We start from the raw sequence: 15675 nt of genomic DNA on the forward strand, positions 1-15675 counted from the left end.
AACCCGGCCCCCGAGACGAACCCGACCGACGAGACGAACCCGACCGACGAGACGAACGGAGACCGGCGATGACCGATCGTTCACGACTGCTGCGCGGCGGAGCCCGTGCGGTCACCGGGCTGCTCGTGGTCGCTGCCGCCGCCGCGGGGGTCGTGCTCCTCGGCAACGTCCCCCTCCCGGCCGTCGCCCGCGAACCCCTCGCGCTGACCGTGGACACGACCCAGAACACCAACCGGTCGCTCGTCTGCGCCGGGTCGTTCTCGGAGCTCGGGGCCGATCCCGAGCAGCCGGGAGTCGCGATCCCGGTCGGAGAGGCGACCGTGGCGACCTCGGGAGCGGCTGCGGAGACCGCGACTCTGGCGCGCAGCGCAGGATCGGGCCTGCCGGTCGTCGTCTCAGCGCCGATGGCCGATCCCCTCGCCAGCGCCCAGCTGCAGTCCATCGACTCGGAGAATCTGCGAGGCGCAGCCGCGAGCAGCTGCTCCGAGCCGAGCAACGAGCAGTGGCTGGTCGGCGGTGCCACGTCGCTCGGGCTCGCCACGACGCTGAGCCTCGGCAACCCCGGCACCGTGCCGGCCACCGTCTCGATCACCGTGTTCGACGAGAACGGCGAAGTCGACGCGGTGCAGACCGCCGGCGTGATCGTCGCCCCCGGCACGCAGCAGACCGTGTCGCTCAACGGCTACGCCCCCGACCGCGAGCGTCTGGCCGTGCGCGTCGAGAGCACCGGCGCCCCAGTCGCCGCGCATCTCGGCGTCGCGCAGAGCTCGGGCATCACTCCGTTCGGCATCTCCGGCGTCACTCCGCAGACCGACCCGGCCACGTCGCTCGTCATCCCCGCCGTCGAGAACGCCGACGGAGACGGTCGCGGGCCGAACGACTCGGGGGAGGGCGACGCGTTCCCGGCGATCGTGCGGGCGCTCGCGCCCGGTGACGCGGGAGGCACGGCGACCGTGCGCGCACTCGACCAGAACGGCACGAGCACCGATCTCGGCACGATCGAGCTGGCGCCGAAGGCGGTCGGCGAGCTGAGCATCGCGACGCTGCCGGCGGGCACGAACGCGCTCGTCGTCGAGGCCGACGTGCCGGTGATCGCGGGCGCGCTCGGCTCGGCCGAGGATCCGGACACCCGGGAGCACGACTTCGAGTGGTTCGCGCCGGCGCCGATCATCGCCGCCGACACGGAGGTCGCCGCGCCGCTGATCTCGGGAGGTCGGCTGGTCGTCGTCAACCCGTCGGACGCGGAGGCGGAGATCACCATCGTGCGCGCCGATGGGAAGGGGAAGACCACCTCCGCGGCGGTCGCCCCGGGCGCTGCAGCCGTCATCTCCGCTCCCGCGGGCGCAACGATCACGAGCTCCGAGCCGGTGCACGCGGGGGTGCGCGCCGTCACCGAGACCGCCATCGCGGGCTACCCGATCCTCGCCCCCGACCCCCGCGACGGCACGCTGACCGTCTACCCGCGGTAGGCGACGTACACTGAAGGCATGTTCGGTCGTCGACGCTCCCCCTCCCGCGGCGTGCCCGCGGTTCCCGCCCGCGCGCGGGCCTCGCGTCACGGTCGGCGGCCGATCCGGTCCTCCCTCACGGGTCCCACGCTGCCCGATCCGGAGGGGCGATTCCGGCGGTTCGAGGCCGATGCCCGCGCCGCCGTCGAGGTGGTCCAGGGGTACCTCCCCGACGAATTGCAGGGGGTGCGCTTCGGCTTCCAGACCGCCCCTTCGGGCGAGGGCGAGAGCCAGCTTCCGCTGCTGTACGCGATCGACCGGCCGTCGAAGAGCATCGTGCTCTACCGCATGCCGATCCAGAGGGCGAAGACGCTGCACGTCGACGATGCCGAGCACCGGCGCGCGTTCCTCGAGTTCTGCGTGTACCGGGCCGTGTGCGAGTACCTCGGCGCCGACCCCTGGGATCTGATCCCCGGCCGGTTCGAGCACTACTGATCCGGCGATCGCCGATCCCGCGGGCGGCTCCGGCGGTGCGACACTCCGCGGATCCTGCAGCTTTGCCGACATAATGGAGCCATGAGCGCGCGCATCTTGGTGGTTGACGACGACAGGGCTCTGGCAGAGATGCTGGGGATGGTGCTGCAGGCCGAGGGGTTCGTCACGGAGCACTCGGCCGACGGGGCCGACGCGGTCGAGCGCTTCCGCGAGATGCGCCCCGACCTCGTGCTGCTCGACGTCATGCTGCCGGGGCTCGACGGCATCGAGGTCGCCGAGAAGATCCGGGCCGAGTCGGGCACCCCCATCATCATGCTGACCGCCCGCACCGATACGCGCGACGTGGTGCGGGGTCTCGAGGCGGGGGCGGACGACTACGTCGTCAAGCCGTTCAACCCGGCGGAGCTCATCGCCCGCATCCGCGCGCGCCTGCGCGAGCCCCAGCAGGAGAGCGCCGAATCGCTGCGCATCGGCGACCTCACCATCGACGTGTCGGCGCACGAGGTGCGCCGCGGCTCGCAGCCCATCCCGCTGACCCCGCTCGAGTTCGATCTGCTCGCGATCCTGGCGCGCAAGCCGCAGCAGGTGTTCACGCGCGAGGTGCTCCTCGAGAAGGTGTGGGGCTATCAGTACAAGGCGGACACCCGGCTGGTGAACGTCCACGTGCAGCGGCTGCGCGCCAAGATCGAGCAGGATCCCGATCACCCGACCATCGTCACGACCGTGCGGGGCGTCGGGTACCGGGCCGGCACCGCCGTCGAGTAGGGGAGCGCCATGACGCGCGCCCGCCGCTCCCGCCTCATCACCGCGCTGCGGCGGTTGCGCCTGCGCTGGCTGCGGTTCTCCGACCCGGTGCTGGGCCGCTTCCGGGCGCGCTGGCGCCGATCCCTCATGGTGCGCACCATGACTGTGACGGGCCTCGTCACCGGATTCATCGTGCTCACCGCGGGGCTCTTCATCCTCGGCAGCGTCGCCAGCGACCTCTACTCGTCTCGGCAGGAGCAGGCGCTGCAGGACTCCGCGCGCGCCACCCTCGCCGCCCAGCGCCAGATCGACGCCTCGGAAGCATCCGATCGGGGCGCGCTGTCGACGCTCGCCGCGTCCGTGCGCCGCACGGTGCGCGACACCACGTCGAGCCAGATGATCTACCTGCGGAGGCAGGCCGGGCAGGAGCCGTTCGCTGATGCGCCGCCCCCGTCGTTCACGAGTGCGCTGCTGCCGGAGGCCGTCACCCCCGAGCTCTCCCACGCCGTCGAGGAGGGGAGCGCCGCGCAGCACTGGCAGCCGGTCACGTTCATCGAGGAGGACGGTTCCCCGGCGCCGGGGATCGTCGTGGGGTCGAGCGTCACCTTCCCCGCGGGCGCGGGAACCTACGACCTCTTCATCGGCTACAACCTCGCCGATACGCAGGACACGCTGTCGTTCGTGCAGCGCACGCTGCTGATCACGGCAGCCGCGATGATGGCCTTCATCGGCGTGCTCGTGTGGATCATGTCGCGGATCGTCTTCCGGCCCATCCGCTCGGCGGCGGCGGCGAGCCGCCGTCTCGCCTCGGGGGAGAGCGATGCGCGCATGCCGCTGCAGAACGACGAGCACTTCGACGTGCTGTCGGAGGGCTTCAACGACATGGCGGAGACCCTGCAGATGCGCATCCGCGAGCTCGACCAGCTGTCGGAGATGCAGCAGCGGTTCGTCTCGGACGTCTCGCACGAGCTGCGCACCCCGCTGACCACGGTCCGTCTCGCCAGTCAGGTGCTCCAGGGCAGCACGCAGGGCCTCGAACCGGGTCAGCAGCGCGCCGTCGAGGTGCTCGGCGCGCAGATCGACCGCTTCGAGTCGCTCCTCGAAGACCTGCTCGAGATCTCGCGGTACGACGCGGGGCGCGTCACGCTCGAGACGGAGCCGACCAACCTCGTCTCGCTCGCGACCGAGGTGGTGGAGGGATTGCAGCCGCTCTCGCGCGGCATCATCGAGGTGCGGGCGCTCGGCGGCTACGCCCCCATCGATGTGGACGCCCGTCGCATCCGCCGCATCGTGTCGAACCTGGTCGGCAATGCGATCGAGCACGGCGAGGGACGCAGCATCCTGGTCTCGATCGACTCGAACGCGAGCGCCATCTCGCTCTCGGTGCGCGACTGGGGCATCGGCATGCGCGAAGAGGATCTGGCGCACGTGTTCGACCGCTTTTGGCGCGCCGACCCGTCGCGCAAGCGCACCCTGGGCGGCACGGGGCTCGGGCTCGCGATCGCTCAGGAGGATGCGGCGGTCCACGGCGGCATCCTGGAGGCGTGGTCGCAGCTCGGCGTCGGAACGAACTTCAGACTCACGCTGCCCCGCGGCGAGAGCATCACGAACTTCATGTCGCCGTTGCCGCTCATCCCCGACGACATCGCCGCCGAGCAGGGCGATCCGCGGGTGACCGGCGGGTGGCTGCGGCGGCCGGGCCGACGCATTCGGAAGGAAGGCAGAAGATGAAGCGGTTCCGAAGCCGTGCGCGAGCGGCAGCGGTCGTCATCGTCGCCGCCGCCTCGCTCATGCTCACGGCGTGCAACGCGATTCCGAGCTCGGGGCCGGTGCGGGCCGGGGCGGAGGATCTGCAGCAGGCCGAGCAGCCCGTGCAGTTCAATGCGGCCGGCCCCGCGGCCGGCTCCTCGCAGGAGGACGTCGTGCGCGGGTTCGTGCTGGCGGCCGTCTCGAGCGCAGACGACTACGCCACCGCCCGCGAGTTCCTCGCCCCCGACTACGCGAAGCAGTGGGACCCGTCCTCGAACGTGCTCGTCGACGACGGCAGCCGGCCGTACACCGCGAACGACGACGGGTCGGGAACCCTCGAGATCTCCGCGCAGGCCAAGGTCGACGCCGAGGGCTTCATGCTGCCGGTGGAGCCCGGGGCGAACACCGAGCTGCGCTTCGAGTTGGAGCGCGTCGGGGGTGAGTGGCGCATCGCATCGGCGCCGAACGGCATCATCCTCGATACGACGACGTTCACCACCATCTGGGCCCCGCATCAGCTGTACTTCGTCGGCCCGGGCGAGATCATGGTGCCCGAGACCCGCTGGTTCATGACTCGAGCGGCGCTGCCGACGGAGATCGTCGGCGCACTGCTCGGGGGTCCGGGGGAGCGCATGTCGGGCGTGCTGCACAGCGGCTTCCCGACGGGTACGACGCTCGTCACCGGCTCGGTGCCGATCGAGAACGGCCGAGCGCAGATCGATCTCTCCGGGAATCTGCTGGAGGCCAGCCCGACCGCGATGGCGGAGGTGCGGCAGCAGCTGCGGCTGAGTCTGCAGACGGTGCAGAGCGTCAACGGCTACGATCTGTCCGCTGAGGGCACGGAGATCCGCTCCGAGGCGCGGACCGATCAGGGTGTGCCGCGCCTGCTCAACGACGTCACCGATCCCGCGCTGCTCGTCGGCGACCAGTTCGGCACGATCGTCGCGGGGCAGTTCGTCGCGATGACCGGGTTCGCGACGTCGCTGAGCGAGTACGAGCCGAGTGCGATCACGCTGAACGCCGACGCGACCGCGGCGGCGATCCGGAACGCCCAGGGCGTGACGCGGGTCGACGCCCTCGGTGTGGTGCCGATCGATCCGCGACCCGGCCTGCTCGCCCCGATGTTCGACGTCTTCGACTACGTCTGGACGGTGCAGGCGTCCTCCGCGCAGACGCTGCGAGCGACCACCCGCGATGGCACGGTGACGGATGTGCCCGCCCCCTGGCTCGCCGGCCGCACCCCGGTCGCGGTGCGGTTATCGCCCGACGGGATGCGCGTGGCGGCGCTCGTGAGCGACGAGCAGGGGAGTCAGGTGCTCGTCGCCGGCGTCGAGCGCGACGCCGAGGGAGCCCCGGTGCGCACCACGGACGAGGCAGACGTGCAGCTCTGGACGACCGGGGCCCCCGTCGACCTGGATTGGGTGGGGCAGACGCGCTTCGCCGCGCTCTCGAAGGTCGACGCGACCAGCCGGGTCACCATCGGGGGCGTCGGCCTGATCCCGGTCGAGCAGGGCGGCGTGCAGGGCGGTGCGCAGGTCGCCGGCGGCTCCGCTCGGTCGCAGCTGCGCGTGCTGAGCGCGAAGGGCGATCTCTACGCCTCGCAGGGGAGCGGGTGGCAGCGTGCGCTGACGGGCATCGAACTGCTCGCCAAGCACGGCTGAGCGCGTCTCTTCGGCGGCGCCCGGATCGCCGGCGGCGCCCGGTTCGCCGGCGGCGCCCGGATCACCGCGCACAGGGCGACCGCCGCCGCTCATCACCGCGGTCGTCCACCGCTCCCGCGCATCGGCCGGATCGGGCGGCGGGGCCCGCGATGCTGGAGGCATGACCGCTCGCACTCCGCTCCCGTCTCCGTCGCCGCCTGGGGCCCGGCTCGCGCTCCCAGGCCGGCTCGCGCTGCCGCTCCGCGAGCTGGCACTCGATCTCGCCGCCCTCGTGTGGCCGACGACGTGCGTCGGCTGCGGCGCGGCCGACCGGGAGTGCTGCCGGTCGTGCCGAGCACGTCTGAGGGAGGCCCCCGAGATGCTCGTGCGCGAGCTCGACGGACTGCCCTGCGTCGTGCGCGGCAGGTACGAGGGGCCGCTGCGTGCCGTGCTCGTCGCGTTCAAGCACGGCGGGCGCGCGGGCTTCCGCCGCATGCTCGGCGAGGCGCTGCGCGCTCCGCTCGTGCGCGCGATCCGCATCGCCGCACTCGCGGCATCGGGCAGAGCGTCGTGCGCAGCGGGTGCAGCGGGTGCAGCGGGTGCAGCGGGTGCGCCGGGAGCGCCGGGAGCGCCGGGCGCGTCGGGGGCGCCGCTCATCGTCGCGATGCCGTCCCGCCCCCGCGGGGTGCGCGAGCGCGGGTACCGGCACCTCGACGTATTGATCGCCTCGGCGCTCCGCCGTCAGCGCGCACCCGCGCTGCGCGTGGCTGCGCTGCGCACGACCCGGGGCAGGGTCGGCCAGGTCGGCCTCAGCGCAGCGCAGCGCGAGCGCAACGCGCGCCGCATCGCCGTCCGCCGCTCGGCCCGCCGCATCGTCCGCGGCCGGCTCGTCGTGCTCGTCGACGACATCATCACGACGGGCGCGAGCGTGCGCGCAGCACGGGTCGCGCTGGAGCGCGCGGGCGCGAGCGTCGTGGTGATCGTCGCGCTCTGCACTGCCGAACGGCTCGACTCTGCGGGCCTTCCTGCGAAGTCGCGGATGAACATCTGAGGAGGTGGAAACGCGTCGCGCGAGTGGAGTAGAGTTCGAGAAAGGCGTAACGGTGCGCCAGATGGCACACCCGCCCGAGTACTCAGGGAGGTCACCATGGACGTGAACATCCGCGGCAAGAACGTCGGGATCACCGATCGCTTCGAGAGCTACGTCGAAGCGAAGACGGAGAAGGTGGAGGGGCTGCTGCCCCGCGCGCAGGCGTTCGAAGTGAGAGTCTCTCGGCAGAGCGACCGGAGCCCCCAGCACGGTGATCACGTGGAGATCACCCTCATCGGACCGGGGCCCGTGATCCGCGCAGAATCGGCCGGAGGAGACAAGTACTCGGCGTTCGACATCGCCTACGGGCGCGTGCTCGAACGCATCCGTCGCATGAAGGACAAGCGACAGGATCGCCGAGGCCGCGGACGCACCTCGCTGGCGGACGCCGCCGCGAACGACTTCGAGATGATCGACGTCACCCCCGCTCCCCTCGAAGTGCTCGAGGCCGTCGCCACCGGTGAGGTGCCGGTGGTGAACTCGGAGGAGCAGGACTACTCGCCGGTCGTCATCCGCACGAAGGAGTTCCCCGCGGAGCGCATGGCCGTCGAAGACGCCGTCGACCGCATGGAGCTGGTCGGCCACGACTTCTTCCTCTTCATCGAGGAGGAGGGCGGGAGTCCGAGCGTGGTCTACCGCCGCAAGGGGTGGAACTACGGCGTGATCTCGCTCTCCGAGACCGCCTAGCGCCGGCCGAGCCGCCGCACCACCGCATCACCGCACCGCCGGAGGGCATTCGGAGCGGGGTCGCCGCAGGGCGACCCCGCTCCGTCGAGTTCAGCGGGCGGTGCCCCGCCCCCGCCTGGCCCGCCAGCCCCAGCGCACGACATTGCCGAACGCCTCGAGCACGATGCCGAGCGTCATCTTCGACCGGCCGTCGGCGCGTTCCACGAAGGTGATCGGCACCTCGGCGATCGGGCAGCCGAGCTGCTCCAGACGCCAGGCGGTCTCCACCTGGAAGCCGTACCCCTGCGAGTCGAGCGCGTCCAGATCGATGCGGCGCAGCCAGGCGAGCTCGATCACGCGGAACCCGCTCGTCAGATCGTGCAGCTGCGACCCGAGCACCGCGCGCGCGAAGCCGGTGCCGCCCCGCGAGATCCAGCGGCGGATGAGCGGCCAGTTGACGATGCGCCCGCCCGGGATCCACCTCGTGCCGATCACGAGGCCCGCGCCGGATCGCGCGGCGGCCAGGAGCGCAGGCAGATCCTCGGGGCGATGCGATCCGTCGGAGTCCATCGAGACCACGAACCGGTATCCGCCGCGCTCTGCGGTGCCGAAGCCGTGCACGTACGCCGACCCGAGCCCGAGCTTGCCGCTGCGATGATGCACGGCGACGTGCGCGTCCGCGGCGGCCAGCTCGTCGGCCGCCGCGCCCGTGCCGTCGGGGCTGTCGTCGTCGACGATGAGGATGCGGGCGCCCGGCTCGTGGGCGCGGATGCCCGCCACGACCGAGGCCAGCGACGCCCGCTCGTTGTACGTGGGGAGCACCACCAGTACCTCACCCGCTGCAAGCGGCATGGCGTCCTTCCTTCCGAGATGCGCGACGCGGGCACTCGCGCTCCGGAGGGCGGAAACGAATCCCGACTCCATATTGGCATCTCCTCAGCCGGGGAGGAGCATGCCGTTGCTAAGCTGAGGAGTTGTCACATTGTGGCAACGGCGGTGACCCCGAACCATGGGCAACCACACCGCGCGGAACGTACAGGAGAGACAACGTGGCGACAGTTCTCGAGAAGCTTCTTCGCGTCGGTGAAGGACGGATCCTGAAGAAGCTCGAGCGGCAGGCGAAGCTCGTGGCGAATCTGGAGAGCACCTTCGCAGACCTCAGCGATGAGGAGCTTCGCGACGAGACCACGGAGTTCCGCGAGCGGCTCGAGAAGGGGGAGACGCTCGACGACCTCCTCCCCGAAGCGTTCGCTGCGGTACGCGAAGCCGCCAAGCGCACCATCGGGCTCAACCCGTTCCCCGTGCAGATCATGGGCGGCGCGAACCTGCACAACGGCAACATCTCCGAGATGAAGACCGGTGAGGGCAAGACCCTCGTCGCGACGATGCCGGCCTATCTGAACGCCCTCGCCGGCAAGGGCGTGCACATCGTCACGGTCAACGACTACCTCGCGACCTACCAGAGCGAGCTCATGGGCCGCGTCTTCCGCGCCCTCGGGCTCACGACCGGCTGCATCGTCTCCGGTCAGGATCCCGCGACGCGTCGCGAGCAGTACAACGCCGACATCACGTACGGCACGAACAACGAGTTCGGCTTCGACTACCTCCGCGACAACATGGCCTCCTCCGCGGCGGAGCGCGTGCAGCGCGGCCACTTCTTCGCGATCATCGACGAGGTCGACTCGATCCTGATCGACGAGGCCCGCACCCCGCTCATCATCTCCGGCCCCGCCTCGGGCGAGGCCAACCGGTGGTTCGCCGAGTTCGCGCGGATCGCACGCAAGCTCGAACCGGGCGTCGACTTCGAGGTCGACGAGAAGAAGCGCACCGTCGGCGTGCTCGAGCCCGGCATCGAGAAGGTCGAGGATCACCTCGGCATCACCAACCTCTACGAGTCGGTGAACACTCCGCTCATCTCGTTCCTCAACAACTCGATCAAGGCGCGGGCGCTGTTCACCCGCGACAAGGACTACGTCGTGCTCAACGGCGAAGTGCTCATCGTCGACGAGCACACCGGCCGCATCCTGGCGGGGCGCCGCTACAACGAGGGCATGCACCAGGCGATCGAGGCCAAGGAGGGCGTGCAGGTCAAGGCCGAGAACCAGATGCTCGCCACCGTCACCCTGCAGAACTACTTCCGACTCTACGAGAAGCTCTCGGGCATGACCGGTACGGCCGAGACCGAGGCGAGCGAGTTCATGTCGACCTACGGGCTCGGCGTCGTGCCGATCCCGACGAACCGCTCGATGCAGCGCAAGGACCAGCCCGACCTCGTCTACAAGAACGAGGAGGCGAAGTTCGCGCAGGTCGTCGTCGACATCGCGGAGCGCTACGAGAAGGGCCAGCCCGTGCTGGTCGGCACCACGAGCGTCGAGAAGAGCGAGTACCTCTCGCGCCTGCTCGCGAAGGCCGGCGTGCGCCACGAGGTGCTGAACGCGAAGAACCACGCCCGTGAGGCCGCGATCATCGCGCAGGCGGGCCGGCTCGGCTCGGTGACGGTCGCCACGAACATGGCGGGCCGAGGCACCGACATCATGCTCGGCGGCAACGCCGAGTTCCTCGCCGTGCAGGAGATGGCCTCCCGCGGCCTCTCGACCGACGACGACCCCGACGCCTACGAAGCCGCATGGGACGATGTCTTCGCGGCCGTCAAGGAGACGGTGAGCGCCGAAGCGGAGAAGGTCATCGAGGTCGGCGGCCTGTACGTGCTCGGCACCGAGCGCCACGAATCGCGGCGCATCGACAACCAGCTGCGCGGCCGCTCCGGCCGACAGGGCGACCCCGGCGAGAGCCGCTTCTACCTGTCGCTCGGCGACGACCTCATGCGCCTGTTCAACTCGGGCGCCGCAGCGGCGCTCATGAACCGCGACAGCTTCCCCGACGACCTCGCCATCGAGTCCAAGGTCGTGTCGCGCGCCATCCAGAGCGCGCAGAGCCAGGTCGAGCAGCGCAACGCCGAGATCCGCAAGAACGTGCTCAAGTACGACGACGTGCTCGACCGCCAGCGCAAGGCGATCTACAGCGACCGCCAGCAGATCCTCGACGGCGAAGAGATCGAGCCGCGCATCGACGCGTTCCGCGAGCAGACGATCGACGCGATCCTCGACTCCCACGGCCGCGACGGCGAATGGGACTTCGACGCCCTGTTCAACGACCTGCGCCAGGTCTACCCGGTGGGCCTCACCATCGACGAGCTCGTCGCCGAGGCCGGCGGGGCGCGTCGCGTGGATCGCGCGTTTCTGCGCCGCGAGATCCTCTCCGACGCCGAGGTGGCCTACGCCAAGCGCGAGGAGACCCTCGGCAGCGAGGCGATGCGCGAACTGGAGCGCCGCGTCGTGCTGGCCACCATCGACCGCCGCTGGCGCGACCACCTCTACGAAATGGAGTACCTCAAGGAGGGCATCGGCCTGCGCGCGATGGCGCAGCGCGACCCGCTCGTCGAGTACCAGCGCGAGGGCTTCACCCTCTTCGAGGGCATGATGGGGCAGATCAAGGAGGAGTCCATGGGGCTGCTCTACAACCTCGAGGTCAAGGTGCGGCCGGCCGAGGGCCCGCAGGATCACGTGCACCTCGAAGGCGGCGGCCTCGAAGCCGAGCAGGCGACCGACCAGTCGAAGCTCAGCTACAGCGCCCCGAACGAGGACGGCGCCCCGGCGGTCACCGGTGCCGACGAGCCGAAGGCGGGGGCCGGCAAGCCCGCGCAGCAGACGCGCGGCGCCTTCGGGCAGCAGTCGGGCAACGGATCCACGAACCGCGCCGATCGCCGCTCCGCCAAGAAGAAGTAGGGCGCCCGCGCCCCCGATCTGATCCGTGATCCGCTCCGGCGGACCGACTGAGAGAACACCCATGGCACACGAGACGAACCCCCGTCCGACGAAGAACGAGCGGCGCGCCCAGGCGCGCGCCGACGCCGCCGCAGCGCGGGAGCAGGAGAAGAAGCGGGAGAAGCGCAACCGCCTCTTCCTGCAGGGCGGCATCGCCGTCGGCGTGATCGCCGTGCTCGCGATCGTCGCCCTCGTGCTGACGCAGTCGATCAAGCCCGCCGGCCCCGGCCCGGAGAACATGGCGTCGGGCGGCGCGGTCTTCGGCAAGGACCTCAAGGTGGTCACCGGCCCGGCGCTGCCCGCAGGCGAGGAGCGCGTCGCGCCCGAGCAGAATTTCGACGAGCTCCCCGTCGAGGTCACCGTGTACGCCGACTACATGTGCCCCTACTGCGGCCAGTTCGAGCAGCAGTACGGCACCATGCTCGAGAACTACGTGGGCGCGGGCGACGTCGAGATGACGATCTACCCTCTCAACTTCCTCGACAACGCCTCGCTCGGCTCGAAGTACTCGACGCGCGCCGCGAACCTCTTCGCCTGCGTCGTCGACCAGCAGCCCGACTACGCGTTCAAGCTGAACAACGCGCTGCTCAGCGCCGAGGTGCAGCCCGCCGAGAGCACCACCGGCCTCACCGATGATCAGCTCATCGAGCAGGCCGAGGCCGCGGGCGCAGAAGCTGACACGGAACTGCGCCAGTGCGTGAAGGATCGCACCTTCGCGAGCTTCATCTCCGCGAATTACAAGCAGGTCAGCGAAGTGGGCATCCAGGGTCTCGCGAAGGGTGCGCAGTTGCTCGGCGCCGACGGCGTGACGCCGCAGGACGCCGACGAGCCGCAGCGCCTCGTGAGCACGCCGACCGTCATCGTGAACGGCCAGCAGTGGAGCCAGAGCCGCGACGGAGACCTCGAGTCGTACCTGCTGAAGGTCAAGAGCGAACTCGAGCAGCAGAACGCATCGGCCGAGGCGCCCGCCGACTCCGAGTAAGATTGACCGGGGCGGCCGAGCCATCGTCCGCCCCCACGCCGCCTTAGCTCATCTGGTAGAGCAGCGCCCTTGTAAAGCGCAGGTGGTCGGTTCGAGTCCGACAGGCGGCTCCACTCGCTCCACTCGCCGCGCGCGACGCCGGCGCGCGACGCCGGCGCGATCCTCGCCGAACCCCCGCCCGTTCGCCGAATCCCTGTCGGGAGGACGCGATCCCGACAGGGGCTGGGCGTTCCGGCAGGGAATCGATGCAGGTGTCGGCGCTCGGGCGGCTGCGTCAGAGGCCCGACCGCAGTCGGAGTAAGGTGTGAGGGGTGCCGAACTCCTCGATTCCCGTCTGGGCCGCCCTCATCGGTTCGGGGCTCGCCGGCGTGCTGGTCGCCGTGCAGTCCCGCATCAACGGAGGGCTGAGCCAGGAACTCGGCAACGGCTACGTCACCGCCGCCGTCTCATTCGGGTCGGGGCTCATCGTCATGTGCATCGCGGTGCTCGTCACGCGGCGGGGACGTACGGGGCTCGTCCGCCTGCGCAGCGAGGTGCGATCCCGGTCGCTGCCCGTGTGGACGCTGTTCGGCGGCGCCGGAGGGGCCTTCTTCGTGCTCGCGCAGGGGCTGGTCACGCCGATCATGGGGCTCGCGCTGTTCACCGTCGGCATCGTCGCCGGGCAGGTGCTCGGCGGACTGCTGCTCGATCGCGCGGGCCTCGGCCCGGGCGGACGCATCGACCCGACGCCGATGCGCGTGTTCGGAACCGTGCTCGCGATCGTCGCCGTGGCGCTCTCCGTCGGCTTCGGCGGCGTGCACGGCGCCTGGCTCATGGTGTTCCCCGTCATCATCGGGGTCGGCGTCTCCGCGCAGTCCATGGTGAACGGCCTGGTGCGTGCCGCAGCGCAGAGCGCGGTCACCTCCACCTTCGTGAACTTCGTCGTCGGCACGGCGATCCTCGTCGTCATGGCCGCGATCTCCGTCACCGTCGACGGCTGGCCGACGGCGTGGCCGACGGCGCCGTACCTCTACATCGGCGGAGTGATCGGCACGCTGTTCATCGCCATCGCCGCGATGCTCGTGCGCACGGCGGGCGTGCTGCTGCTCAGCATGTCGAACGTCGCCGGGCAGCTGATCGCCTCGGTCGCGTTCGAGGCGGGCGCCCCCCTCGCCGGCGGGCTGACGCAGGGCATGATCGCCGGATCGGCGGTCGCCCTGCTGGCAGTGGTGATCGCCGCGCTCCCCTCGCGCCGCAGGCCGACGGAGCGCTAACCCGGTCCGCTGAGATGCCGTGCGAGATCCAGCGGCTTCCGCGGCTTCTCCGCTCGATCGCGCTCCGGGATCCCGCCCACGTGCAACCAGCCGAGCAGATACTCCGGCTTCCGCACGCCCAGGGCTTTGCGCACCGCCTTGCTCCGCGTGTGCGTGCCGCTCTTCCAGATCGAGCCCCACCCCGATTCGTGCAGCAGGAGCCCCAGGAGATGGGCCACGCCGCTCGCGACGGCCTCCTGCTCCCAGAGCGGCACCTTCCGGGTATCGCCCGGACTGACCACGATGACGAGCACCAGCGGGGCGCGAGTCATCTTCGCGACGTGCTTGCCGCGATCCTCACCCGAGGCCTTCGCGATCCCCTTCGCGAGCTTCTTGCGATCCTTGCCCCGCAGCTCGATGATGCGCCACGGGCGCATGCGGGAGTGGTCGGAGACGCTCGCCATCGCCGCGACGTACGCCTCCAGCTCTTCGCGGCTCGGCGCCTCCTCCGTGACCTTCGAGTGCGAGCGGCGGCGCCGGAGTGCGCGATACGCCGGACCCCCGAACTCGCTCATGCGCCTTCGGGCTGCCCGTCGGGCTCGTCGCCGGGCTGCGCTCCGGGCTCGAAACTCAGCGAGAGCGAGTTCATGCAGTAGCGGTCGCCCGTCGGGGTACCGAACCCGTCGGGGAAGACGTGGCCGAGGTGCGAGCCGCAGCGAGCGCAGCGCACTTCGGTGCGCACCATGCCGAGGCTCCGATCCTCGAGCAGCTCGACCGCGCCGGGCCGCACGCTCTCGTAGAAGCTCGGCCAGCCGCAGCCCGAGTCGAACTTCGTGCCGGCGACGAAGAGCTCGTTGCCGCAGGCGCGGCAGCGGTAGAGGCCATCGCGCTCCTCGTCGAGCAGTTCTCCGGTGCCCGCGCGCTCGGTGCCCTGGTTGCGCAGCACGGCGTACTCGTCAGGGGCGAGGCGTTCGCGCCACTCGCTCTCGCTGAGCTGGAACGGGTAGTCGGCCGAATCGATGGGCTTGCTCATGGCGACCTCCGGTGTCGTGATTGGCTCGGCCAGTGTACGCCCGAGACGTGTGCGGGCGCAGGGCGCGCCGTTCGCCCTGCGCGGAGCGGGTGGGTGCAGTCGATCATTCGTGAGAACCACCTGTGCGATGCCTGGACTCGCGGAAGGAGTTGCAACGTCTGATGAAAATCGTCAGACTATATGCGGTACTGCAGGTTAGGGGAGCCTCAGTTCGATCCGACGAGCGGGTTGCTGTTTGCGCGGCGGCCACAATCACAACAGAAAAGGAGTGCACTCTTCATGACTGCACAGAAGAAGTGGCGGCGTGCGCTCGCCACCGCGACGACGGGCCTGCTCGTCGCCAGCGGCCTGGCGCTCGCACCCGTGGCGGCCAACGCCGCTCCGGGCGACGGTGTCGTGGCGGACGCCACGCTCAGCTGGGGCGTGAAGTCGTCGTTCCGCAACTACATCACGAGCCCGATCGCGAAGGGCAAGGTCACGCTGCTCGGTGCGACCACCGGCTCGGGACCGTACGCGTGGGCCGGCGGAACGGGCACCGCGAACCTCGACGGTTCGGGTGTCGACGTCGCCTTCGGCGAGAATGACGGCGTGCACTTCCAGGGGCACGCGGAGGGCGAGAACTACATCCTCGACCTCGCGTTCACGCAGCCGCAGATCAAGGTCACGTCTCCGACGACCGCCGAGCTGTACCTCGACGTCGACGGCCGCGAGTTCGTCGACACGACGACGGTCGGCGAGACCTACTCGCTCGACGACGTGCACTTCGCCGACG

Annotated in this window: 14 protein-coding genes and 1 tRNA gene; 12 read left to right on the plus strand and 3 right to left on the minus strand. The window is 70.5% G+C overall.

Translation table 11 applies throughout. The features are described from left to right. Positions 1-68: 68 nt before the first annotated feature. From NS354_RS09095 to hpf, 7 genes are all read left to right on the plus strand, one after another. The gene (locus tag NS354_RS09095) at positions 69-1469 is read left to right on the plus strand and encodes a DUF5719 family protein (protein WP_058594207.1); all 1401 of its coding nucleotides are present in this window, start codon (positions 69-71) and stop codon (positions 1467-1469) included. 18 nt (positions 1470-1487) lie between these two features. After that, entirely contained in the window at positions 1488-1943 is a 456-nt protein-coding gene (locus NS354_RS09100; RefSeq protein ID WP_058594208.1) for a metallopeptidase family protein, read from the plus strand. A gap of 81 nt (positions 1944-2024) precedes the next feature. Then, entirely contained in the window at positions 2025-2708 is a 684-nt protein-coding gene (mtrA, locus tag NS354_RS09105; RefSeq protein WP_010156132.1) for an MtrAB system response regulator MtrA, read from the plus strand. Positions 2709-2717: 9 nt separating this feature from the next. After that, complete coding sequence (gene mtrB, locus NS354_RS09110; RefSeq protein WP_058594209.1) at positions 2718-4418, plus strand: MtrAB system histidine kinase MtrB; 1701 nt, start codon at positions 2718-2720, stop codon at positions 4416-4418. Continuing rightward, complete coding sequence (locus NS354_RS09115) at positions 4415-6097, plus strand: GerMN domain-containing protein (RefSeq protein WP_058594210.1); 1683 nt, start codon at positions 4415-4417, stop codon at positions 6095-6097. The genes mtrB and NS354_RS09115 overlap by 4 nt, the downstream gene beginning before the upstream one ends. A gap of 160 nt (positions 6098-6257) precedes the next feature. Next, complete coding sequence (locus NS354_RS09120; RefSeq protein WP_153002166.1) at positions 6258-7127, plus strand: ComF family protein; 870 nt, start codon at positions 6258-6260, stop codon at positions 7125-7127. Positions 7128-7223: 96 nt separating this feature from the next. Further along, a complete protein-coding gene (gene hpf, locus NS354_RS09125; protein WP_058594212.1) occupies positions 7224-7853 on the plus strand; it encodes a ribosome hibernation-promoting factor, HPF/YfiA family in 630 nt (209 codons plus the stop codon). A gap of 90 nt (positions 7854-7943) precedes the next feature. Here hpf and NS354_RS09130 read toward each other — a convergent pair whose 3' ends face one another. After that, on the minus strand, positions 7944-8684 hold the full coding sequence (locus tag NS354_RS09130) for a polyprenol monophosphomannose synthase (RefSeq protein WP_058594213.1): 741 nt from the start codon (positions 8682-8684) through the stop codon (positions 7944-7946). A 197-nt stretch (positions 8685-8881) separates the two neighbouring features. Between NS354_RS09130 and secA the strand changes: the two genes are divergently transcribed. The 4 genes from secA to NS354_RS09150 all read left to right on the plus strand — a co-directional run bounded on the left by secA (position 8882) and on the right by NS354_RS09150 (position 13891). Next, positions 8882-11617, plus strand: a complete 2736-nt coding sequence (gene secA, locus NS354_RS09135; RefSeq protein WP_058594214.1) for a preprotein translocase subunit SecA — start codon at positions 8882-8884, stop codon at positions 11615-11617. A gap of 61 nt (positions 11618-11678) precedes the next feature. Continuing rightward, on the plus strand, positions 11679-12638 hold the full coding sequence (locus tag NS354_RS09140) for a DsbA family protein (protein ID WP_058594215.1): 960 nt from the start codon (positions 11679-11681) through the stop codon (positions 12636-12638). A 37-nt stretch (positions 12639-12675) separates the two neighbouring features. Beyond that, positions 12676-12751 (plus strand) — tRNA-Thr (locus NS354_RS09145). Positions 12752-12949: 198 nt separating this feature from the next. Next, positions 12950-13891 carry a DMT family transporter gene (locus tag NS354_RS09150; protein ID WP_058594216.1) on the plus strand — a complete coding sequence of 314 codons (942 nt, stop codon included), beginning with the start codon at positions 12950-12952 and terminating at the stop codon, positions 13889-13891. On the opposite strand, the gene NS354_RS09155 is transcribed toward NS354_RS09150, so the two are convergent. Both NS354_RS09155 and msrB read right to left on the minus strand, forming a co-directional pair. Further along, entirely contained in the window at positions 13888-14445 is a 558-nt protein-coding gene (locus NS354_RS09155; protein ID WP_058594217.1) for a nitroreductase family protein, read from the minus strand. The two genes, NS354_RS09150 and NS354_RS09155, sit on opposite strands and share 4 nt — an antisense overlap. Next, on the minus strand, positions 14442-14903 hold the full coding sequence (gene msrB / locus NS354_RS09160; RefSeq protein ID WP_058594218.1) for a peptide-methionine (R)-S-oxide reductase MsrB: 462 nt from the start codon (positions 14901-14903) through the stop codon (positions 14442-14444). Before msrB ends, NS354_RS09155 begins: the two co-directional genes overlap by 4 nt. A 279-nt stretch (positions 14904-15182) precedes the next feature. Between msrB and NS354_RS09165 the strand changes: the two genes are divergently transcribed. Further along, positions 15183-15675: HtaA domain-containing protein (locus tag NS354_RS09165; RefSeq protein ID WP_193750748.1), on the plus strand; the 493-nt coding region annotated here is incomplete at its 3' end.

This window comes from Leucobacter chromiiresistens (genome assembly GCF_001477055.1).
Taxonomy (GTDB): Bacteria; Actinomycetota; Actinomycetes; order Actinomycetales; family Microbacteriaceae; genus Leucobacter; species Leucobacter chromiiresistens_A.